15 protein-coding genes are annotated in these 21,905 nt (G+C 73.8%); 2 read left to right on the forward strand and 13 right to left on the reverse strand.

The genetic code is table 11. The features are described 5' to 3' along the window. Together AB0G32_RS15295 and AB0G32_RS15300 are read right to left on the reverse strand one after the other, a co-directional pair. Positions 1–2,751: an ATP-binding protein gene (locus AB0G32_RS15295; protein WP_361162666.1), complete on the reverse strand. Its 2,751-nt coding sequence runs from the start codon at positions 2,749–2,751 to the stop codon at positions 1–3. 29 nt (positions 2,752–2,780) lie between these two features. Then, positions 2,781–5,981: a tetratricopeptide repeat protein gene (locus AB0G32_RS15300; protein ID WP_361162667.1), complete on the reverse strand. Its 3,201-nt coding sequence runs from the start codon at positions 5,979–5,981 to the stop codon at positions 2,781–2,783. Positions 5,982–6,127: 146 nt separating this feature from the next. Here AB0G32_RS15300 and AB0G32_RS15305 point away from each other — a divergent pair, with 146 nt between their 5' ends. After that, positions 6,128–8,146 carry a thioredoxin domain-containing protein gene (locus AB0G32_RS15305; RefSeq protein ID WP_361162668.1) on the forward strand — a complete coding sequence of 673 codons (2,019 nt, stop codon included), beginning with the start codon at positions 6,128–6,130 and terminating at the stop codon, positions 8,144–8,146. Here AB0G32_RS15305 and AB0G32_RS15310 read toward each other — a convergent pair. From AB0G32_RS15310 to AB0G32_RS15320, 3 genes are read right to left on the reverse strand one after another with little or no spacing between them, the layout of a single operon-like run. Further along, on the reverse strand, positions 8,127–8,840 hold the full coding sequence (locus AB0G32_RS15310; protein WP_361162669.1) for a Mut7-C RNAse domain-containing protein: 714 nt from the start codon (positions 8,838–8,840) through the stop codon (positions 8,127–8,129). The genes AB0G32_RS15305 and AB0G32_RS15310 overlap by 20 nt on opposite strands. 12 nt (positions 8,841–8,852) lie before the next feature. After that, positions 8,853–9,494, reverse strand: coding sequence for a TetR family transcriptional regulator (locus AB0G32_RS15315; protein WP_361162670.1), 642 nt, complete (start codon positions 9,492–9,494; stop codon positions 8,853–8,855). Positions 9,495–9,510: 16 nt separating this feature from the next. After that, a complete protein-coding gene (locus tag AB0G32_RS15320) occupies positions 9,511–10,215 on the reverse strand; it encodes a hemolysin III family protein (RefSeq protein ID WP_361162671.1) in 705 nt (234 codons plus the stop codon). A 336-nt stretch (positions 10,216–10,551) separates the two neighbouring features. Between AB0G32_RS15320 and AB0G32_RS15325 the strand changes: the two genes are divergently transcribed. Further along, positions 10,552–12,372, forward strand: a complete 1,821-nt coding sequence (locus AB0G32_RS15325) for a phosphoenolpyruvate carboxykinase (GTP) (protein WP_361162672.1) — start codon at positions 10,552–10,554, stop codon at positions 12,370–12,372. 190 nt (positions 12,373–12,562) lie between these two features. Here AB0G32_RS15325 and AB0G32_RS15330 read toward each other — a convergent pair whose 3' ends face one another. The 8 genes from AB0G32_RS15330 to AB0G32_RS15365 form a co-directional block, all read right to left on the reverse strand. After that, positions 12,563–13,168: a hypothetical protein gene (locus AB0G32_RS15330; protein WP_361162673.1), complete on the reverse strand. Its 606-nt coding sequence runs from the start codon at positions 13,166–13,168 to the stop codon at positions 12,563–12,565. Further along, complete coding sequence (locus AB0G32_RS15335; RefSeq protein WP_361162674.1) at positions 13,155–14,720, reverse strand: VWA domain-containing protein; 1,566 nt, start codon at positions 14,718–14,720, stop codon at positions 13,155–13,157. The genes AB0G32_RS15330 and AB0G32_RS15335 overlap by 14 nt, the downstream gene beginning before the upstream one ends. Then, positions 14,717–15,886 carry a toxic anion resistance protein gene (locus AB0G32_RS15340; protein ID WP_361162675.1) on the reverse strand — a complete coding sequence of 390 codons (1,170 nt, stop codon included), beginning with the start codon at positions 15,884–15,886 and terminating at the stop codon, positions 14,717–14,719. Before AB0G32_RS15340 ends, AB0G32_RS15335 begins: the two co-directional genes overlap by 4 nt. Positions 15,887–15,900: 14 nt before the next feature. Further along, on the reverse strand, positions 15,901–16,977 hold the full coding sequence (locus AB0G32_RS15345) for a substrate-binding domain-containing protein (RefSeq protein ID WP_361162677.1): 1,077 nt from the start codon (positions 16,975–16,977) through the stop codon (positions 15,901–15,903). A gap of 150 nt (positions 16,978–17,127) precedes the next feature. Continuing rightward, positions 17,128–17,550 (reverse strand): hypothetical protein, encoded by a 423-nt coding sequence (locus AB0G32_RS15350; RefSeq protein WP_361162679.1) that lies wholly within the window; start codon positions 17,548–17,550, stop codon positions 17,128–17,130. Between the two features lie 80 nt (positions 17,551–17,630). Then, the gene (locus AB0G32_RS15355) at positions 17,631–18,842 is read right to left on the reverse strand and encodes a pyridoxal phosphate-dependent aminotransferase (protein WP_361162681.1); all 1,212 of its coding nucleotides are present in this window, start codon (positions 18,840–18,842) and stop codon (positions 17,631–17,633) included. 87 nt (positions 18,843–18,929) lie between these two features. Further along, entirely contained in the window at positions 18,930–20,537 is a 1,608-nt protein-coding gene (locus AB0G32_RS15360) for a D-aminoacylase (RefSeq protein ID WP_361162683.1), read from the reverse strand. Positions 20,538–20,546: 9 nt separating this feature from the next. After that, positions 20,547–21,833, reverse strand: coding sequence for an alanine racemase (locus tag AB0G32_RS15365; protein ID WP_361162685.1), 1,287 nt, complete (start codon positions 21,831–21,833; stop codon positions 20,547–20,549). Positions 21,834–21,905 lie beyond the last annotated feature (72 nt).

A 21,905-nucleotide genomic window follows, 5' to 3' on the forward strand; every position in this document is an offset into this window, starting at 1 on the left:
TTACCGTCCCCACCCCGAGACCGCGTGCGGTGCGGCGCGGCCGTCCGCCCGGTCGGCGTCCAGGATCTCCAGTTCGGTCTCGACCTGCTGGAGGACCGTGCCGGTGCGTTCCAGGGCGACGGTGAAGCGGATGACGTGCAGGCCCGGGCGGGCCGCCGTGAAGTCGAACTCGGCACCGTGGTTTTCCCGTTCGGACGGTCGCAGCAGGGCGGTGGCCGGTTCCACCGTGGCGGGGGTGAGGGGGAGGGCGACCGCGGTGAGCCAGGGGCGGTCGTCCTCGGCCGCGGCCCAGGGGTGGTCCGCGGCGGGGATCACGCGCAGCAGGATGCGGGACGGGTCGAGGAGGGTGAGGCGGATCTGGCAGCGGGGCAGCGGGCCGGCGCCCGCGCGGTCCGCGAGGTACCGCGTCAGTGGCTTGGTCCGATTGCGGACGGGGACACCGACGATGTCGCGGGCGCGCATCGGGATGGCGGGCGGCTGCCCGGCGTCCACCACCCGCCAGAACGCCCGCAGACCGGCGTCCAGCGCCTCCCGCCCGGCGAAGTCCGCGGGGAAGGGGGCCTGCCGGGCGGGCGCGGGGACGTGCACCTCGCCGTATCCGCCGCGAAACCGCCGTACCGCCTCCAGCCAGGCGAGACCCACCTGGTCGTCGAGGTCCCTGAACGCGGACCGCGCGGGCCGCAGCAACTCGTCGACGCCCTGCGGTGAGTCGGTCCGCAGGGCACCCTCGACCAGCGACCACGCCTGACCGACGGGGCAGCCGGCGGCGGCGAACTCCTTCGCCACGGCCTCCAGTTCCCCGGCCCGGCCCCGGCCGGCCGTCAGCAGCAGGTGGCGGTGCCGGGCCCACGCCGCGCCCACCTGGTCCCCGCAGTCCTGGAAGTGCCTTGATGCGGCCCGCAACGCCACCCGGGCCTCACCGGTGCGTCCCCGCAGTCCCTGGGCGAGCCCCAGATAGAGGCAGGTCCAGCCCATGCCCCGGATGTCCTCGGCCGCTTCGTGCGAGGTGAGCGCCCGCTGCGCCGCGTCCAGGGCCTCCCGGCCGCGGTCCCGCAGCAGATGGAGCCGGACGCATTCGGTGGCGACCCAGTTGCGGCCGCGGGTGTCGCCCGCGGTGGCGAGCGACGCGGCGGCCTGGCCCAGCGAGTGCTCGGCCTGGAGCAGCCGGCCGGCCGACAGCAGGGCCCGGGCGTGGTGCAGCAGCGCCCAGCCGTGCCCCCGGGCGCAACCGGTGCGGCGGTGCCCCTCGATCGCCGACTCGATCGCCGCCAGGGCTTCGAGCGGGCGTCCCTGGTCGCACAGCGCGGCCCCCTGCACCGTCGCCAGCCAGGCCAGCCCGGCCTCGTCGTCGGGCGTGGCCCGCCGCACCGCGTTCAGGGTGCGGGTCAGCTCACCGGAGCAGTACATGTTCTCGGCGGCACCCCGCGGGCCGGGGGACCATCCCTCGGCTCGCGTCTCCCACTGCCCGGCCCGGAACCCGGGTTCCGCCGCGGCCGGCCGGCCCAGGTCGCGCAGCAGGCCGGCCAGGGCGACCCCGGTCGTGCGGCCCGACACGCGGTGCAGGGCGACCAGCCGGTGGGCGTCGCCGGCGACGGCCAGGAGGGTGGCCAGGGCTTCGGCGAGTTCCTCGTCGTGAGCGGCCAGTTCCAGGAACTCATCGATGTGCGCGGCCAGTTGGGCGGGTGTCACGTCGTCGGTCAGCGGCCGGCCGGCGGGGCCCCGGCCGTCGAGCGTGCCCACCGCGCGGCGGGCCAGGGCGTACGCGATGCTGCCCAGGTCCGCGGTCACCCGGGCCCGCTCGGCGGCCGACGTGCCGCGCAGCGCGGCGTGCGCGACCGGCGTGGGCAGCACAAGGGTGCCCTCCCGGCCCGGCCGCAGCAGTCCGTACGCCAGCGGGCCGTCGAAGACGCCCGGCAACGCATCCGGGTCACCGGCTTCGGCGACCAGTTCCTCGGCCGGCCGGACGGCGACGGGCCTGCCGTCCGCGGCCCGCAGCGCCAGCCGGGTGAGCGCCTGCCGGGCCCGGCCGTCGAGCAGACCGGCGGCGAGCGCGAACAGGTCGTCCGGTGTGCGCGGCGCCGGACCGGTGGCGGTCCGGGGCAGGACCGCGCCCGCCACCCGCAGCCACAGCGGCAGTCCCCGGGCCGCCCGGACCAGCGGGCGCACCGCGGCGTGCGTCGCGGCCGGGCCCGCCAGGGAGCCGACCAGGCCGGCCGCGTCCCGCGCGCCCAGCGGACGCACCTGGTGTTGGCGGACGGTCGGACCGGCCCACCGGCCGCGCTGCCGGGAGGTGACGACGACCATGTTGGTACTCGGCCGCACGGCGTCCAGCACGGCCCGGCCCAGGGCCGGCCGCACGCCGTCCAGGACCAGTACGGAGCCGGTGATGTGCCGTCGGCACTGGTCGCGCAGCAGGTCGGCGAAGACCGTCCGGTCCGTCCGCACCGCCGCTTCGAGCACAGGCAGCCGAGGTGCTCGGTGCGCGGCGAGGAGCCGCAGCAGGACCGTCTCCACGTGCTCGTCGGCACCGGCGGTGATCCAGTGCACCGGCAGCGCGTCGCCCAGCCGGCGCACCAGCGCTGCGGCCAGCGCGGACTTCCCCACCCCGGCCGGACCGTGCAGGACCAGCCTCCGTGCCACTGCGTCGGGGCCGGACAGCCACGACGACAGTTCCCGCATCTCGTCGTCCCGTCCGGCGAACGGCTCCGGAACCGGCGGCGGCGGAGTCGGCCCGCGCAGCACTTCGTCCATCGATCCCCCCGTGACGACTCCTCATATTGTCAACCCTGCTTGACTTCCACTTCCACCCCCATGACCTCCCGAGCGTGCCGGCTGGGGACCATGCCCAGCTGCCAGGCCTGCCAGCCGGAGTCCAGCCGGATGCCGCGTTCCAGCAGCAGGCCGTAGGCGGTCAGGCCCTCCGCCAGGCGTTCGTCGCGGGCCGGGTGGGTGGCGCGGGTCAGCTGGGCCAGTTCCTCCTGGGCGACCGCCGTGCCGATCTCGACGCCGCCGGGCGCGGCGTACGGCAGCAGGGTGCAGCGCAGGAAGCGGGCCCAGTCGTCGCCGCGCCGGTCGCCGTAGGAGGCGAACAGGGTGACCGCCTCGTCGCACAGGCTGAGCGCCTGCGGGGTGCGGCCGTTGCCCGCGTCGACCACGGCCAGTTCCAGGCAGGTCCACGCCTCGCCGTGCGCGACGCCGATGCGGTGGAAGTCGGCGCGGGCGTCGACCAGGAGCTGGCGGGCGAAACCGGAGTTGCGCAGCGAACCGGTCTGCGCGGCGCGCTGGTCGCGGGTGACCCGGGCCGAGTGGTGCCGGGCGCAGGCCAGTCCGTAGACGTCCCGCATCCGGGAGAACATCGTGCGGGACCGCTCCAGTTCGCGCACCGACCGGTCCAGGTCGCCGGTCTCCTCCAGCGCCTGGCCCAGGTAGTACAGGGTCCACGCCTCGCCGCGCGCGTCCTCGTTGTCCCGGTGCCGGCCGACCGCCTCGCGCAGCTCCGCCACCGCCCGCGCCGCGTCTCCCGAGACCAGCCGGGCCCGGGCCAGCTGGGTCAGCGCCCATGCCTCGCCGCGCCGGTCCTGGGTACGGCCGTACAGGCCGAGGGCGGCCCGCAGCTCGGCCTCCGCGCGCGGCACGTCGCCCCGGCGCAGATGGAGCTGGCCGAGCTGGAAGTGCGCCCACGCCTGGCCGTGCACCGACTCGCCCGCGCGGTGCAGGACGAGCGACTCCTCCAGCAGTTCCAGGGCCTCCGCGAGCCGGGAGCGGTCGCGCTGGACCGCGGCCAGCGCGTGCAGTGTCCAGGCCCGGTCGGTGGCCAGGTCGGGGGCGGCCTGGAGGCCGAGGGCCTCGTGCAGCTTGGCCGCCGCCCCGGTCAGGTTGCCCTGGTGGTGCAGGGTGATGCCGAGCGAGGTCAGCGCCCGGGCCGCGCCCGCGTCGTGCTGGGCCTCCAGATACAGGTCGACCACGGAGGCCAGCGTGGTGCGCGCCTTGTCCAGCTCGCCGACCTGGCGGGCCGCGATACCGGTACGCCACTGCACCGAGCGCAGCAGCAGCCCCTGGTCGACGGCCTGCGCCAGGTCGCTGATCTCGCCGAGCCGGTACAGGTCGCCGCGCAGCAGGCAGTAGTCGCACAGCGCGCCCAGCAGATTGAGCACCGCGCCCTGGTCGACGCCCTCGGCGTACCGGAGTGTCGCCGTGATGAAGCTGGACTCGTCGTCCAGCCAGCGCAGCGCCTCGTCCAGCGAGGTGAAGCCGTGCGGGCCGAACCGGTCCGAGCGGGTCGACATGTTGCCGTCGACCAGCCGCAGCACCGAGTCGGCCAGCTCGCCGTAGTTGGTGATCAGCCGTTCCTGCGCCGCGGTCCGCTCGGCCGGCTCCTCCTCGTCGAGCAGCCGGGCCTGGGCGAAGGCGCGGACCACGTCGTGCAGCCGGTAGCGGCTGCCGCGGACGTGGTCGATGAGCCCGGCCCGGGACAGCGCCGTCAGCTGCTTGGTGGCCGCCGTCTCGTCGGTGGCCAGCAGCGCGGCAGCGGCGGCGGCGCCCAGCGAGGTACGGCCGGCCAGCGCGAGCCGGCGCAGCAGCCTGCGGGCGGGTTCCGGCTGGTCGGTGTAGCGCAGCCACAGCGCCCGCTCGACGGGTTCCACCGGGCCGTAGGCGCCCAGGTCGGCGGCGAGGGCGCGCGGCGAGCGCGGGCCGAGCGCGGACCCGGCGACCCGCAGCGCCAGCGGCAGCCCGCCGCACAGGTCCCGGATCAGGTCGGCGGACTCGGCGTCGTAGGGCCCGTCGGTGTCCTGCGCGGTGGCCCGCAGGAGTTCCTCGGCGCCCGCCGCGTCGAGCGGCTCGACCGGCAGCTGGTGCACCCGGGCGGGCAGGTCCGCGGGCAGGTCGAGCGGCCGGCGCGCGGTGATCAGGACCAGGCTGTCGGACCGTTCCGGGAGCAGCGCGCGCACCTGTTCCACATCACTCGCGTCGTCCAGGACGACAACGACCGGGACGCCGGTCAGATGCTGGTGGTACAGCTCGCTCAGCCGTCTGACCTGCTGGTCCGCCGACGAACGCTCGCGGAACAGCAACTGCTCCCGGGGTGCGCCGAGCCGGTTGAGCAGGTGCAGCAGGGCGTCCCGGGTGGGCAGCGGATCGCCGGTGGTCTCGCCGCGCAGATCGACGACGCAGGCGCCGCGGAAGTAGTCCTTCAGATCGTGGGCGGCACGCACCGCCAGTGTCGTACGGCCGCTGCCGGGCGCCCCGTGCAGCACCACCACCGTCGGCTTGGTCTCGGTACTGGCGCGGGCCGCCCGCACCCACTGCCGCAGCCGGGCCGTCTCCTGCCGCCGGCCCGCGAACACGCCGTCCGGCACCGGCAGCTGCCCGAACGACTGCTCGAGCACGGTCCGCCCGCGGGCCGCCGCGCTCTTGTCCGCGCCGCGCAGCTTCGGCCCCGGCTTGCTCGGTCCGGTCGACGCGGCGAGCACCCGCTGCTGGTCCAGGAACGGCCGGATGCCGCGCACCTCCAGCGCCGTCAGCCACTGGAGCCGCAACTGCCCGGGGCCGCCCGGCTGGTTGACGGCCCCCGCCCGGTGATGCGCGGCCGGCAGATGCGCGCCCATCACCTTCACCACGGTCGCCGCCGCGCCCACCACCCCGACCGCGAGGCCCGCGCCCACCGCGGTGCCGGTGCCGGTGCCCAGCGCGACGTCGGCCACCGCCGCCGCGACGGCCGCGACGGCGGCCACCGCGAGCGGGGTGCCCGCGCCCTCCCGGGCCCAGCGCTGGCGGAACGTGAGCTGCCCGGCGCCGGCCTCGTCCAGCGCCCGGGTGTAGGCGTCGTACTCCTCGGCGGCGGTGCGCGCCATCGAGTCCAGCGCGCCGCGCGCCCGGGACAGCAGCACCCCGCCGTCCACCCGCCCGCCGGTGCGCCGCACCTCTTCCTCCACGGCCCGCACCAGCAGCCGGTCGGCCTCCGCCCGATGACTGTCCCGCATGTCCCGTCCCCCTCCGAGGGCCCGCCCGTTCACGGGTCCTTCCCACTTGGCGCGCGGGTCAAGTGTCCTGCGGTGTGAACTCCCTGGGGAGAGCCCCGGCGGTGTGCTGTCCGGTGCGGCGCGGGTACTGGGGCAGGATGGACCCCATGGCGAACCGACTGGCCCGCGAGACGTCCCCCTACCTGCTCCAGCACGCCGAGAACCCCGTCGACTGGTGGCCCTGGTCGCCCGAGGCGTTCGAGGAGGCGCGGCGGCGGGATGTGCCGGTGCTGCTGAGCGTGGGGTACAGCAGCTGCCACTGGTGCCACGTCATGGCCCACGAGTCGTTCGAGGACCGGGCCACCGCCGACTTCCTCAACTCGCACTTCGTCAGCGTCAAGGTCGACCGCGAGGAGCGCCCCGACGTGGACGCCGTCTACATGGAGGCGGTGCAGGCGGCGACCGGGCAGGGCGGCTGGCCGATGACGGTCTTCCTCACGCCGGACGCCGAGCCGTTCTACTTCGGTACGTACTATCCGCCCGCGCCCCGCCAGGGCATGCCGTCCTTCCGGCAGGTACTGACCGGCGTCCAGCAGGCGTGGACCGAGCGGCGCGGGGAGGTCACCGACGTGGCCGGGAAGATCGTCCGGGATCTGGCCGGGCGGGAGATCTCCTACGGCGACGCCCAGGTGCCCGGCGAGGAGGAGCTCGCGGCGGCGCTGCTGGGGCTGACCCGGGAGTACGACGAGCGGCGCGGCGGGTTCGGCGGGGCGCCGAAGTTCCCGCCGTCCATGGTGCTGGAGTTCCTGCTGCGCCACCACGCCCGTACCGGCGCGGAGGGCGCGGCGCAGATGGCGGCCGACACCTGTGAGCGGATGGCCCGGGGCGGGATCTACGACCAGCTGGGCGGCGGGTTCGCGCGGTACTCGGTCGACCGGGAGTGGGTCGTGCCCCACTTCGAGAAGATGCTGTACGACAACGCGCTGCTCACGCGCGTGTACGCCCATCTGTGGCGCTCCACCGGGTCCGGCCTCGCCCGCCGGGTCGCCCTGGAGAGTGCCGACTTCCTGGTCCGTGAACTGCGCACCGCCGAGGGCGGGTTCGCCTCCGCGCTGGACGCCGACAGCGACGACGGCACCGGCCGGCACGTCGAGGGCGCGTACTACGTGTGGACGCCCGAGCAGTTGCGCGCGGTGCTCGGCCAGGCGGACGCCCAGCTCGCCGCGCAGTACTTCGGCGTCACTGAGGAGGGCACCTTCGAGCACGGCGCCTCGGTGCTCCAGCTCCCGCAGCACGAGGGCGTGTTCGACGCCGAGCGGGTCCGGTCGGTACGGGAACGGCTGCTGGCCGCGCGGGGTCGGCGGCCCGCTCCCGGGCGGGACGACAAGGTCGTCGCCGCCTGGAACGGCCTCGCGATCGCCGCGCTGGCCGAGACCGGCGCCTACTTCGACCGGCCCGACCTGGTCGAGGCCGCCGTCGCCGCGGCCGACCTGCTGGTCCGGCTGCACTTGGACGACCAGGGCCGGCTCACCCGCACCAGCCGGGACGGGCGGGCGGGCACCAACGCCGGGGTGCTGGAGGACTATGCCGATGTCGCCGAGGGCTTCCTCGCGCTGGCCTCGGTCACCGGGGAGGGCGTCTGGCTGGATTTCGCCGGGTTGCTTCTGGACCACGTGCTGACCCGGTTCCGCGACCCGGACGGGTCGCTGTACGACACGGCGGTGGACGCGGAGCGGCTGATCCGGCGGCCCCAGGACCCGACGGACAACGCGGCGCCCTCCGGGTGGACGGCGGCGGCCGGGGCGTTGCTGACGTACGCCGCGCACACCGGGTCCGGGCCGCACCGGGAGGCGGCGGAGCACGCGCTGGGCGTGGTGAAGGCGCTCGGGCCGCGGGTGCCGAGGTTCGTGGGGTGGGGGCTGGCGGCGGCGGAGGCGTTGCTCGACGGGCCGCGGGAGGTCGCGGTCGTGGGGGACGGGGAGCTGCGGCGGGTGGCGCTGCTCGGGACGGCGCCGGGGATGGTGGTCGCGTTCGGCGCGGCGGGCAGCGAGGAGTTTCCGTTGCTTGCCGGGCGGGGGCTGGTCGGCGGGGAGCCGGCGGCGTACGTGTGCCGGAACTTCACCTGTGACGCGCCTACCACCGATGCCGGGCGGTTGCGGGAGGCGGTTACCCGGCGTATCGGTTGACGATCGCTTCCAGTTGCCCGTGGTGCGCTCCGCGCCAGTACGCGCGGCCGCATGACGCGCACTGGGCGAAGACGTCGTACGACCGCTGGGTGCCGCTTTCCAGCTGGTCGGCGACCTGTTCCTTGGTGGCCTCGCGGAGCGTGCCGTTGCAGGCCGTGCAGCGGGTCCAGGGGCGCAGGGCGGGGGCGAAGCGGTTCAGGATGTCGGTCAGCTGGTCGTCGGGGCGGGTGCTGTGGACGAAGGCGCCGGCCCACAGTTCGCGGCGGCGCAGCAGGCCCCGGTCGCGGCTGAGCAGCACGCGGCGTTCGGCGGCGGAGCGGGCGGCCAGCGCCGGGTCGCCGATGTCGGTCGACTCGTAGGCCGTGTCCACGCCGAGCAGGCGCAGCCGGCGGGCCAGGGTGCCGAGGTGGACGTCGAGCAGGAAGCGCAACGGGGCGCCCGGCACCTGCTGCGGGCGGTCCACGGGGTGTACGGTCACCGACTCGCCGGGCGTCGGGACGTGGCCGGGCGGCACCGGTCGGCCGTCGACGAGCAGGGTGCCGACCTCGGTCAGCGGGACGCCGAGGGACTCCACGACGTGGCCGAGGGTGGAGACGCCGTCGGTGGCGGCCGGGACACTGCCCGTCGGCCGGGCCCGGGGGACGAAGAGGAGCAGCTCGGGGGCGAACTCGACGCGGATCTCGGGACCGTTCACCTGTTCAGGATGTCATGATCGCCGGGTGTCGGGCAGGTCCCGGAAGACGGCGAGGGCGCGGTCGGTCAGCAGCGTCAGGTCGTCCCGGCAGCCCTGCTCGACCCAGTAGACCACCGTCTCCAGCAGGGCTCCCGTCAGGCCCACCGCGTAGACCCGGAGCTCCAGGTCGCGCTCGCCCTGGCCGGTGCGGCCGGCCAGGGCGCGGCACAGCAGGCGGCCGGTGCCGGACATGGTCTCCAGCAGCCGGGCGCGGACGGCCGGGACCTCGGCCACCAGGCGGATCCGGAGCAGCATGTCGTCCCGGCCGAAGTGCGGGTTCTCGCCGAGGGTGAGGGCGGTCGCGCGGTGCAGCGCCCGGCGCAGCGCCTGCGGCAGCGGTTCGTCGGCCGGGTGGTGGTCCAGCAGTTCCGCCACCAAGGGCTGGTAGTCGTCCCACAGGACGATGTCCTCCTTGGTGGGGAAGTAGCGCAGCACGGTGCTCGGCGAGACCTCGGCGCGCTCGGCGATCCGCTCGACGCCGGTGGCGTCGTAGCCCCGCTCGCGGATCAGGGCGTACGCCGCCGCCCTGATCGCGAGCCGGGTCTTGAGCTTCTTCCGCTCCCGCAGACCCGGCGGGCGGGCCGGTGCGGAGGCGGGGGTGTGCGCCGGGGTCATGCCTTCCATTGTCGGTCTAGTAGGCGACCAGCGAGATCCCCACGTAGTGCGCGATGAACGCGGCCAGCGTGAAGGAGTGGAAGACCTCGTGGAAGCCGAACCAGCGCGGTGAGGGGTTCGGCCGCTTGATGCCGTAGACCACGCCGCCGACGCTGTAGAGCACCCCGCCGACGATCACCAGGACCAGGACCGCGATGCCGCCGGCCCGCATGAAGTCGGGCAGGTAGAAGACGGCCGCCCAGCCCATGGCCAGGTAGCAGGGGGTGTAGAGCCAGCGCGGGGCGCCGACCCAGAAGACCCGGAAGGCGATGCCGGCCGCCGCGGCGGCCCAGATGCCCCACAGCAGCCACCGGCCCTGGGACGCCGGGAGCAGCAGCATGGTCAGCGGGGTGTAGGTGCCCGCGATGATCAGGAAGATGTTGGCGTGGTCCAGGCGGCGCAGCACGCCGTCCATCCGCGGGCTCCAGTCGCCCCGGTGGTACAGGGCGCTCACGCCGAACAGCAGGCAGGCGGTCAGGACGTAGATCCCGCAGGCGACGCGTGCTCTGGTCGAGTCGGCGAGTGCGGTGAGCGCGAGGCCCGCGACGAGCACGGCCGGGAACATACCGAGATGCAGCCAGCCGCGCAGCTTGGGCTTGACCGGATGCGGCAGAGAGAGCGCGACGGGACCGCGGCCGGCGGCCGGGGAATCCGTGTGCGCATCGGAGGCGGACGCAGTCATGCGCCGAATCGTACCTACGGAACCGTAAGTTACGCGTCAGTACGACCGTACGAATTCGGTCTCACATCCCATGATCTCACGGGTGTCGAGTAAAAGAAGCGCCAGGTGAACTCCACGTATACGCAAAAAAACCGGGGCCCGCGCGGAGATTCGCTGAGGTGCGTGGCGTTCCTCACGCCGCTCAGGTGTGCGCCCCTCTGGACAGATGGGCGAGGGCGTCGGATGATCAAATGAGTGCGGTCGGCACCGGATGAGCGCCCGAGTGATCCTGGGCAGGCGTCCGGGTCGCAGCCCCCACGGGGCCTCCAACACCACATCCCTCAGTTAGGAGCAATCGTGGCGCGCGACATCGCGGCTTCCCCCGTCCCCACCCAGCACCAGGAGCTGATCTCGTGGGTGAACGAGATCGCCGAACTGACGCAGCCGGACCAGGTGGTCTGGTGTGACGGATCCGAGGCCGAGTACGAGCGGCTGTGCGAGGAGCTCGTCGCCAGGGGCACCTTCCGGAAACTCGACCCGATCAAGCGCCCCAACTCCTACTACGCGGCCTCCGACCCCAGCGACGTCGCCCGCGTCGAGGACCGCACCTTCATCTGCTCCGCCAAGGAGGCGGACGCCGGTCCCACCAACCACTGGAAGGACCCCGCCGAGATGCGGGAGACCTTCAGCGGGGAGAACGGCCTGTTCCGCGGCTCGATGCGGGGCCGGACCATGTACGTCGTCCCGTTCTGCATGGGACCGCTGGGCTCCCCGCTCTCCGCGATCGGCGTCGAGATCACCGACTCGGCGTACGTCGCCGTCTCCATGCGCACGATGACCCGCATGGGCCGGCCGGTCCTGGACGAGCTGGGCGAGCAGGGCTTCTTCGTCAAGGCCGTGCACTCGCTGGGCGCCCCGCTGGGCGAGGGTCAGCAGGACGTGCCCTGGCCGTGCAACAGCACCAAGTACATCTCGCACTTCCCCGAGGACCGCGAGATCTGGTCCTACGGCTCCGGCTACGGCGGCAACGCGCTGCTCGGCAAGAAGTGCTACGCGCTGCGCATCGCCTCCGTCATGGCCCGCGACGAGGGCTGGCTGGCCGAGCACATGCTCATCCTCAAGCTGACCCCGCCGCGCGGCGAGTCCAAGTACGTGGCCGCCGCCTTCCCGTCCGCCTGCGGCAAGACCAACCTCGCCATGCTGGAGCCGACCATCCCCGGCTGGACGGTGCAGACCATCGGCGACGACATCGCCTGGATGCGGTTCGGCGAGGACGGCCGGCTCTACGCGATCAACCCCGAGGCCGGTTTCTTCGGCGTCGCGCCCGGCACCGGCGAGCACACCAACGCCAACGCGATGAAGACGCTGTGGGGCAACTCGGTCTTCACCAACGTCGCCCTCACCGACGACAACGACGTGTGGTGGGAGGGGATGACCGAGGAGACCCCGGCGCACCTCACGGACTGGAAGGGCAACGACTGGACGCCCGCCTCTCCGACCCCTGCCGCGCACCCCAACGCCCGCTTCACCACCCCCGCCGCGCAGTGCCCGATCATCGCGCCGGAGTGGGAGGACCCGAAGGGCGTGCCGATCTCCGCGATCCTGTTCGGCGGGCGCCGCGCCACCGCCGTACCGCTGGTCACCGAGTCCTTCGACTGGAACCACGGCGTCTTCCTGGGCGCCAACGTGGCCAGCGAGAAGACCGCCGCCGCCGAGGGCAAGGTCGGTGAGCTGCGCCGCGACCCGTTCGCCATGCTGCCGTTCTGCGGCTACAACATGGGCGACTACATGGGCCACTGGGTGGACGTGGCCAAGGACAAGGACCAGGCCAAGCTGCCGAAGATCTACTACGTCAACTGGTTCCGCAAGGACGACGACGGCCGGTTCGTGTGGCCCGGCTTCGGGGAGAACGGCCGCGTCCTGAAGTGGATCGTGGAGCGGCTGGAGGGCCGGGCGGCGGGCGTCGAGACGCCGATCGGCGTGCTGCCCGCCAAGGGCGCGCTGGACACCGACGGCCTGGACCTCTCCGAGGCCGACCTGGACTTCCTGCTCAGCGTCGACAAGGAGGTCTGGCGCGAGGAGGCGGCCCTGGTCCCCGAGCACCTGAACACCTTCGGTGACCACACCCCGAAGGAGCTGTGGGACCAGTACCGGGCGCTGGTGGAGCGCCTGGGCTAGTCCCGCCGACAGTCTCCGCGGCCGGTCCGGCAAGCCCTGACCAGCGTTGCCGTCACGAAGGCCGGCCGTTGAGGGGGTTCGTCCCGCTCCAGTAGCTCGATGTCCCGGAGCATCGGGGCGGACCCCGTCCGGGCCGGGTCCCCGCACAACGGCGTGCGACGGACCCGGCCCATACCCCTGTCTCAGCCGTTCACTGGGAGCGGTCCTCCAGATACCGCGTGTGCGACTCCTGGCGCCGCTCCTCGGTCTCCCGCAGCCGCCCGGCCAGCGCCGCCGCCTCCTCGTGCAGCAGGCCGAGCTGGCGTTCCAGGTGCCGTTCCGGCGGTTCGCCGCCCGGCGTCACCCGGCTCCACCAGCGGGTGCGCACATAAGCGTCGACGGACTCGGGCACGTCCTGCCGAACCGCCCGGTTCAGCGTGTGCACGCCCTCCGGGTCCTGGGCCAGCACCTCGGTGGCCCAGCCCGGCGTCAGCAGCCCGCCCAGCAGGTCCAGCAGCTCGGTGAGCCGCCCGGCGGCGGCCGGGGGCAGGTCGACGCCGGCGAGGTAGGCGTGCAGCCGTTCCAGGTCGGCGCGGATCTCCTCCAGCCGGGCCGACGGGTCGGGGAAGGCGGGCGGGGCGGGCCGCTCCGGCGGGGCGATGAGCGCGCCCGCGCCGTACAGACCGGCGACCACCACCGGCCAGTACGGACCGGCGGCCCCGGTGAAGGTCAGCACCAGCCCGGCCAGCCCGCAGGCGCCGCCGGTCAGGTTCTTGCGGGACTCCAGGTACGCCCAGGCCCTGCTACTGGTAGCCACGGATCTCCTCGAAGGCGCCGTCCAGCGAGCCCTGCTGGGCGTCGAACAGCCGGCCGCCGGTCAGCTCGGCGAGGTGCGCCAGCTCCGCCCGGTCGGAGTCGCCGAAGACGATGGGGAACACCGGGATCTGCCGCCGGTCGCGGCTCAGCGCGCGGTAGAAGCCGTCGAAGTCGGCCGCGTCGGCGCCGGTGGTGTTCTCGCCGTCCGTCATCAGCACGATCGACGTGAACGTGTCCTGGCCGGTGCCCAGGTGGTCGTACGCCTTCTCCAGCGAGGTGTAGACGGCGGTGTCGCCCGACGCGGTGAGCGCGTCGGTGTCCGCGCGGATCGCCGTCAGGCCCCGCCGCGGATCGGACGGGTCGACAACATGGCTGCGCACGCTCTTCACCTCGGAGCCGAACGGCATCAGCGTGACCTCCTCGCGTTCCCGGAAGTCGCCGGTCAGGCCGGTCAGCGCGGTCTTCAGGCGGTCGAGCCGGTCGCCCTTCATGGAACCGGAGGTGTCCAGCACGTACACCGTGCGCGAGGGGCGGCGCAGTTCGTTCTCGTAGGAGTCGAGCAGGCCGTCGGCGACCGAGCGGGTGCCGGGGAAGGGGAGCTCGCGGCGGCGTTCGGGGTCGAGGCCGGCGGCGGGGGCGACGGAGGCGACGACCGGGCGGCGCAGGGTGGTCTCGGTGATCTGCCGCTGGCGCGCCGGGGTGCGCAGCGCGTCGGCCACCGCGCGGACGTCCTCGCGGGTCGCGGCGGAGGTGGCGGTGAGCGAGGAGAGCGGGTAGTCGGCGGTGACCACGCCGTCCCGGGGGCGGATCACGGTGAGGCCGTCGATGCCCTTGAGGACGGACTCGTAGTTGAGCAGCGCGTCCACGGTGCCGCGCCGCTCGTAGGCCGCCGCCAGCCAGCCCGAGGAGCCCGAGGTCAGCTGCTGCCCCTGGAAGAACTCCTTCAGCCGGGGCCGGGCCTCGGCCACGTCCGCGTCGGTCAGCGCCGCCTGGGCACCGGAGAGCGCCGAGGCCACCGAGACCAGGGTGGCGAAGCCGGAGTTGGAGCGGGCCGGGTCGGTCATGCCGTACGTCAGCTGCCCGGCCGCGACGGCCCGCTCGACCTGGGACCAGGTGACCTCGGCGGGCTGCCAGCCCAGCTTCCGCATGGTGGCGGTCTGGACGCCGATGGCGACCGGGCTGGTCATCACCGGCGTCTCGGACACGACCCGCTCGGCGGCCTCCGGACGCAGTCGCAGATAGTCGTTGGACGACAGCCAGACCGCGTCGTACTGCCCGTCCGTCTTCCCCTTCGCCAGCATGTCGACGGCGTCCAGGGTGCCCATCGCGGTCAGCCGGACGGTGACGCCGGTGTCCTTCCGGACCTGCTCCAGGACCGGTTCCATGTCGGTCAGCTCGCTGGAGGCGAGGACGCGCAGGGTGCCGGGTGCGGCGGGGCCGGGGACGCCGGGAGTGGAGACGCCGGCCGTCGTACCGTCGTCGGCGGCGGGCGTGCAGGCGGTCAGCAGGGCGAGGGCGGCCGTCAGGCCGAGGGCGAGGCGACGGGGTCTCATGCCGGGCCGCCTTCCAGGACGCCCTTGGCGCGGCTGCGCTCCAGGTAGGTGCTCGCCTGCTGGAGCTCGGCGGTCAGCGACTCGACCGTAGTGGCCATCGCCTCGGTGGCCTGCGCCTTGTAGCTGTCGATGGTGTCCAGGGTGCGGTAGATCTGCTGGAACGCCTGGCGCAGGGTGTCCGCGCCGACCGCCGGGTCGGCGGCGATCCGCTGGATCTCGCCGCTCTGCGTGGCGAGCATCTCCGCGTTGCCCCGGATCAGGTCCTCGGTCGTCCCCCGCAACGCGTTGACCTGCTCGACGACCTTCTTCTGGTGGTCCAGGGCGGAGGCCAGCAGGACGGAGATCCGCAGCGCCGACACGGTGGTGGTCGCGGCCCGGTCGACGCCCTTGATCAGCTCGTCGTTGTTGCGGCGTACGACGTCCATGGCGAGGTAGCCCTGCGCGCACACCGCGAGCTGGGTCAGCAGGTCCTGGTGCTTCTGCCGGACGGGGAAGAGCACGTCGGCACGGAGCGCGTCGGCCTGCTGGGGGTCGCCGACGCCGGCGATGTGCTCCTCGACGGCGCTGTCCAGGGCCTCGGTGAGCACCACGTACTCCTGCAGCTTGCCCATCGTCTCCCACAGCCGGATCCGCTCCGTCTGCAACGAGGCGTTGTCGCGGCGCAGTTCGTCCTGGCCGCCGCGCAGCGCGGCCACGATCGCGTTGAGGGTGCCCTGCGCGGAGGCGTACTTGGCGAGGTGGTCGCGCAGCCGGCTGCCGCCGGGCAGCCGGGACAGGAACCGGCGGGCCCTGGCGGCCGGCAGGTCGCGCGGGTCGAGGTCCTCGACCACCCGGCGCAGCTCCACCAGCGAGCCGGCCACCTGGGCCTGGGCGTCGCCGCCCTTGCCGGGCAGGCTGCGCACGGTCCGCTCCAGCATCCGGTTGGACTGCGCGGCGGCGGCCCGCAGCTCGCCGGCGCCCAGCCCGGTGATCTCGCCGACCTTGCCGGCGAACTCGGGGGAGCGGGCGTCCAGCGCCGCCAGCGACGCCACGTGGGCGGCGGCCTTGCGGGCCGTCTCGGCGCGGGCTTCCTCGTCCACGGGGACGAGTCCGCCGGCCTTCTCCCGGGGCACGGCGGCCACCGGTTCGGGCGGGGTGAGCGTGAAGGTCGTGTCCTGGTCGGTCATGTCCGGGGCCCCCGTCATCCACGGGCCCGGCGGGCGATCTCGCGCAGCACCTTCGAGGTGGGCACGGGCGCCTGCCGGACGCCGGTCAGCTGTTGGTTGAGATACGCGGTGAGGTCCTGGGTGGCCCGGCCGAACTCGGCGGTCGCGCCCTGCGGCCGGAACCCGTGCCGGACGGCGAGCTGCCGCAGCTTCGGGTCCGAGGCGAGCAGTTCCCCCAGCTTCCGGCCGTCCTCGGTCAGCGGTACCACCGTGTGGTCGCTGGTCGTGGTGGTGTCCGGGTAGAGGACGGTGAGGTCGCCGACTTCCTGGTCCTCCTGGAGCAGGGCGGTGACCTGGGACTCGTAGACCAGCACCAGCGGGTTGCCGACGCCGCTGACGAAGTCCCGGAACGCGGCGTCCGAGCTGGACTGCTGGGCACCCTGCACCCGCACCAGCTTGCGCATCAGCGGCGCGGTGCGGGCCACGTCGGCGGCCGAGGCGGCGACCCGGTTGCCGCCCGCCACGTAGGAGGCGGCGGCCAGCCACAGGGCGCCGGAGTTGGAGGACTCCGGGTCGGTGGTCGAGACGTACACCGTGCCGCTCAGCTCCCCGTGCCGCTGGGCGCCCTTGAGCTGCTGCCAGGTGCGGTCGTCGGCGGCGGCGGCCAGGAAGGCGGCCGTCTTCAGGGTGCCGCCGTGGTCGCGGTCGAGGGTGGCCAGCCCGTTGCCGGCCAGGACGTCGGCGGCGGCCCGGTGGGCGACGACGACCAGCGGCGAGTAGAACGGCCGGGGCAGCGGCTCCCGGACGCCGTACCGCTCGGCGAGTTCGTCGGCGGGGGCCTGGCTGGAGGGGAAGGCGAGGTCGTAGCCCTTGAGGTCGAGCTGTTCCATCGCCCAGGACCCGGAGGTCTCGGTGGTCACGGCGTAGCCCTTGGCGGCGAGGGCCTCGACCACGGCGGGGTCGGCGAAGAACTCCGCCTTCTCCGACCCGATCACGGCACGCACGGTCTTCGTTGCCGTGCCGGTGTCCGCTGTTCCCCGGCCCGCGACGACGGCTGCCACCACACCGCCGACGAGCAGGACCGCGAGGACTATTCCTGCGATTCGTCTCACGCCGGGCAGCCTGCTCCCGGAACGGAACATTCCCCGGGTTCGATCATGAACGGGGGGTGTCGGGTCGGCTCCGGGACTGCAACGCGCCCCAACGGGCGCGGGGCGGGCGCGGGGCTGCGACATGCGCGGCTGCGCCGCGCGGGCGCGACCCTACGGCGCCAGCGCGACCCCCCGCTCCGACGCCGCCGCGTGCAGATCCATCAGCTCGGCGGAGAGGATCGCCGCCGCCGTGTCCGCCCGGGACGCGGCGACGACCAGCGCCCGTCCGGCCAGGGCATGCGCCCGCCGGTGCAGCGCGAGCAGCTCCTCGGTGCCGTGCGCGGCGGCCGGCGGGATACGGGTCGGCGCCTCGCCGGCCCGCAACCGGGCCACCTGCCCGGCGAGCCGCTCGGCCGCGGCGTCCAGTTCCGCGCCGGGCGCGAGGGCCCGCAACTCGTCCGTCACGGTGAGCAGGGCGGCGAGATGGCCGGCGAGCTGGATGTCCAGCTCCTCCTCGCGGGACCGGTGGGGGTACTCCGGGGTGGTGCCGGCCATCGTGCTGTGGACCGACTTGGCGCGGATCGGTTCGTACATGGACGGCCTCCTGAGTGAATCCAGGAAACCATCCTACATTGGATTGATTCTAAAGTTGAGCTGTTTACCAATGAGGCAGGTCAGGGCTGGCCGTACCCGTCCAGGAAGCGGCCGATCCGGCCCACCGCGTCCCGCAGGTCCACCGCCGAGGGCAGCGTCACCACCCGGAAGTGGTCCGGGTCCGGCCAGTTGAAGCCGGTGCCCTGGACGACCATGATCTTCTCCTGCCGGAGCAGGTCCAGGACCATCCGCCGGTCGTCCTTGATCTTGAACACGTCGGGGTCGAGCCGCGGGAACAGATACAGCGCCCCCTTCGGCTTCACACAGGTCACCCCCGGGATCTGGGTCAGCAGCTCGTACGCGGTGTCGCGCTGCTCCCGCAGCCGCCCGCCCGGCAGTACCAGGTCCTGGATGGTCTGCCGCCCGCTGAGCGCCGCGACCACCCCGTGCTGGCCCGGCATGTTGGCGCACAGCCGCATGTTCGCCAGGATCGTCAGGCCCTCGATGTACGACTCGGCGTGCGCGCGCGGACCGGACACCGACATCCAGCCGACCCGGTAGCCGGCCACCCGGTACGCCTTGGACATCCCGTTGAAGGTGAGGGTCAGCAGGTCCGGGGCGACCGACGCGGTCGGCACGTGCACGGCGTCGTCGTAGAGGATCTTGTCGTAGATCTCGTCCGAGCAGATCAGCAGGTTGTGCCGGCGGGCGATGTCGGTCAGGCCGCGCAGCAGCGCCTCGTCGTACACCGCGCCCGTCGGGTTGTTCGGGTTGATGATGACGATGGCCTTGGTGCGGTCGGTGACCTTGCGCTCGATGTCCGCGAGGTCCGGCATCCAGTCGGCCTGCTCGTCGCACCGGTAGTGCACGGCGGTGCCGCCGGAGAGCGAGACGGCCGCCGTCCACAGCGGGTAGTCCGGCGCCGGGACGAGGACCTCGTCGCCGTCGTCGAGCAGCCCCTGCATCGCCATCACGATCAGCTCGGAGACGCCGTTGCCGATGAAGACGTGCTCCACGTCGGTCTCGATGCCGAGGGTCTGGTTGTGCATGACCACCGCCCGGCGCGCGGCCAGCAGCCCCTTGGCGTCGCCGTACCCGTGGGCCGTGGAGACGTTGCGGAGGATGTCCTCCAGGATCTCCGGCGGGCACTCGAACCCGAAGGCGGCCGGATTGCCGGTGTTCAGCTTCAGGATGCGGTGACCGGCCGCTTCCAGCCGCATCGCCTCCTCGAGCACCGGGCCCCGGATCTCGTAACAGACGTTGGCGAGCTTGGTCGACTGGATCACCTGCATGTCCGCGAGCTTACGGGCAGGTAACGGTCGCCGGGCCGTGTTTTCCGCCACGTGAGACGGGTGGTTTGCGAGGATTTTCCGTTGCTGTCACGGCGTCCGGCGTACCGACCGCCCCGCCAGTACGTCCGTCCGCCGGCCGTCCTCGATCACGAACCGGCCGTCCACCAGCACGTGCGGGATGCCCGTCGGCAGGCGGCGCGGGTCGGCGAAGGTGGCGCCCGCCGCGACCGTGGCCGGGTCGAAGAGGACCAGGTCGGCGCGGTAGCCCTCGCGGACCAGGCCCCGGTCGGGCAGCCGCAGCCGGGCCGCCGGGCGGGAGGTGAGGTGGGCCACGCACTCCTCCAGCGACAGCACGCCCAGCTCGCGCACGTAGTGGCCGAGGTAGTGCGGGAAGGTGCCGTAGGCGCGCGGGTGCGGTTTCGCGCCGTGCAGGATGCCGTCCGAGCCGCCGGTGTGCACGCGGTGCCGCATGATCGCGCGGACGTTCTCCTCGTGGCCGACGTGCTGGAGGATGCTGGGCGCCAGCCGGTCCTGGCGCAGCAGCCGGCGGGCCACCGTCCACGGGGTCTCGCCGCGTGCCGTCGCCGACTCCTGGACCGTGCGGCCCACGTGGCCGGCGAGGGCCGGGTCGCCGACCCCGGAGATCTCGACGGTGTCCCACTCGACCGGCACCCCGTGGCAGCCGTCGGCGCCGGTCACCTCCAGGTCGTACCGGATCCGCTCGGCGGTGCCGTCGTCGGCGAGCCGCGCCAGGAGCCGCTCGGGGCCGCCCTCGCCGGCCCAGCTGGGCAGCAGCGCGGCGAGGGTGGTGGAGCCGGGGGTGTAGGGGTAGGTGTCCAGGGTGATGTCGGCGCCGGCCGCCAGCGCCGCGTCCAGCAGGGTCAGCAGCTCGGCGGCGCGGCCCTTGTTGACGCCGAAGTTCATGGTGGCGTGGGCCAGGTGCAGGGCGCAGCCCGCCTCCCGGGTCAGGTCCACCATCTCCGCGTACGCGGCCAGCGCGCCCGCCCCGTACGAGCGGTGGTGCGGGCAGTAGTAGCCGCCGTACTGCGCCACCACCCGGCACAGCTCGGTCAGCTCGGCGTCCTTGGCGTACATGCCCGGCGTGTACGTCAGCCCCGACGACATGCCGACCGCGCCCTGCGCCAGGCCCTCGGCGACCAGCCGCCGCATGTGGTCCAGCTCGGCGTCGGTCGCCGCCCGGTCGTCCCAGCCGACGGCGAGCGCGCGGACCGTGCCCTGCGGGATCAGGTAGGCGGCGTTGACGGCGATGCCCCGGTCCAGGCGGTCCAGGTACTCGCCGACCGAGCGCCAGTCGAGGTCCAGGTCGTCGCCGGGGCCGTTCCAGCCGGCGATGGCGTGGCGCACCTCGCCGAGGGTGCGGTCGTCGACCGGTGCGTAGGACAGGCCGTCCTGGCCGAGCACCTCCAGGGTGACGCCCTGCGCGGCCTTCGCGCTGTGGTCGGGGTCGCGCAGCAGCGCGAGGTCGCTGTGCGCGTGCATGTCGACGAAGCCGGGGGCCAGCACCAGGCCCTCGGCGTCCAGTTCGCGGCGGGCGGTGGGCCGCTGGCAGCCGGCCGCCGCCGCCTCCTTGACGATCGACACGATCCGGCCGCCGTCCACCACGACGTCCGCCCGGTAGGAGCTGACGCCGGAGCCGTCGACGACGTCCGCGTCCCGGATGACCAGTTCCGCCACGGCCGCCTCCTAGAAGAACGTACGGATGAAATCGACGACCGTACCGTCCGCCTCGGCGACCGGGATCAGCTGCCATTTGTCGAAGGACGTGCACGGATGGGACAGGCCCATGCCGACCCAGTCGCCGACCGCCAGGTCCGCGTCCGGGCCGGTGCGCAGCCAGGCGTGCTGGTCGGACAGGCCGGTCACGGTGATCCCGGTGGCGGGCCGCTCCGCGCCGTCGCGCCGCACCACCTGGGCGAAGGGCAGGTGCAGGTCGTGGGCCGCGTCCCGCTTGCCCGCGTTGGTGAACGCCTGCTCGGGGGCGGGGCGGGAGACGACCTGGCTCCACAGCCGGAACGCGGGCTCCAGGGCACCTTCGCCGGGGACCCGGTTGAAGGGGGTCAGCTCGCGGTAGTGGCCGTCGTCGTGCGAGACGTACGCGCCCGAGCGCAGCAGCTTCAGGACGGGCCGGGAGAGTGCCGGGACCTCGGCGAACACGTCGGCCACCGCGTCGAACCAGGCGCTGCCGCCCGCGCTCAGCACGATCTCCTCCGCCGCGCCGAAGCTCCCCCGCCGGTCCAGGTCGGCGGCGAGCGCGACCAGCCGGCGCAGGTAGGCCCGGACCCGCTCCGGGCCGGCCTCCGGCACCTCGCCCTCGTACCCGGCGACCCCGACCAGCCGCAGCCCCGCGGCGGCGGTCACCGCGTCGGCGACCGCCGCGCACTCCGCCTCGGTGCGCGCCCCGGTCCGCGCGCCCGCGCCCGCCGCCAGTTCCACCACCACGTCCAGCGGGCGGCCGGCCTCCGCGAGCGCCGCGGCCATCAGCTCCACGCCGCGCACGGAGTCGACGTACGCGACGAGGCGGAAGTCCGGGTCGGCGTCCTGCTCGGCGGCGATCCAGCGCAGCGCGGCCGCGTCGACCAGCTCGTTGGCCAGGAAGATCCGCCGGACGCCGAACGCCCGGGCCACCCGCACCTGGTGCGGGACGGCCAGCGTGATGCCCCAGGCGCCGTGCTCGAGCTGGCGGTGGAAGAGCTGCGGGGCCATCGAGGTCTTGCCGTGCGGCGCGAAGGCCAGGCCGTGCCGGGCCGAGTAGGTCTCCATCAGCGCGAGGTTGTGCGCCAGGCGCTCGGCGGACAGCGCCAGGACGGGGGTGGTGAAACCGCCGGTGAAGAGGTTGCGGCGCTGGCCGGCCAGCTCGGCGACGGTCAGCCCGTACGCGTCCGGCGGGAGGCCCTTGAAACGGTGGTCGACATGCTCCTCGCCGAGCTTGGCGAGTTCGGCCAGCGCTTCGGTACCGGTGTCGAGGGCCATGCAGCCTCCCTGTCCAGGTGCGTTGCACTGACTGCAACGACCATTGCGTATATCGCTCACTGCTGTCTAACA

Source organism: Streptomyces sp. NPDC023723, assembly GCF_040639815.1.
Taxonomy (GTDB): Bacteria; Actinomycetota; Actinomycetes; order Streptomycetales; family Streptomycetaceae; genus Streptomyces.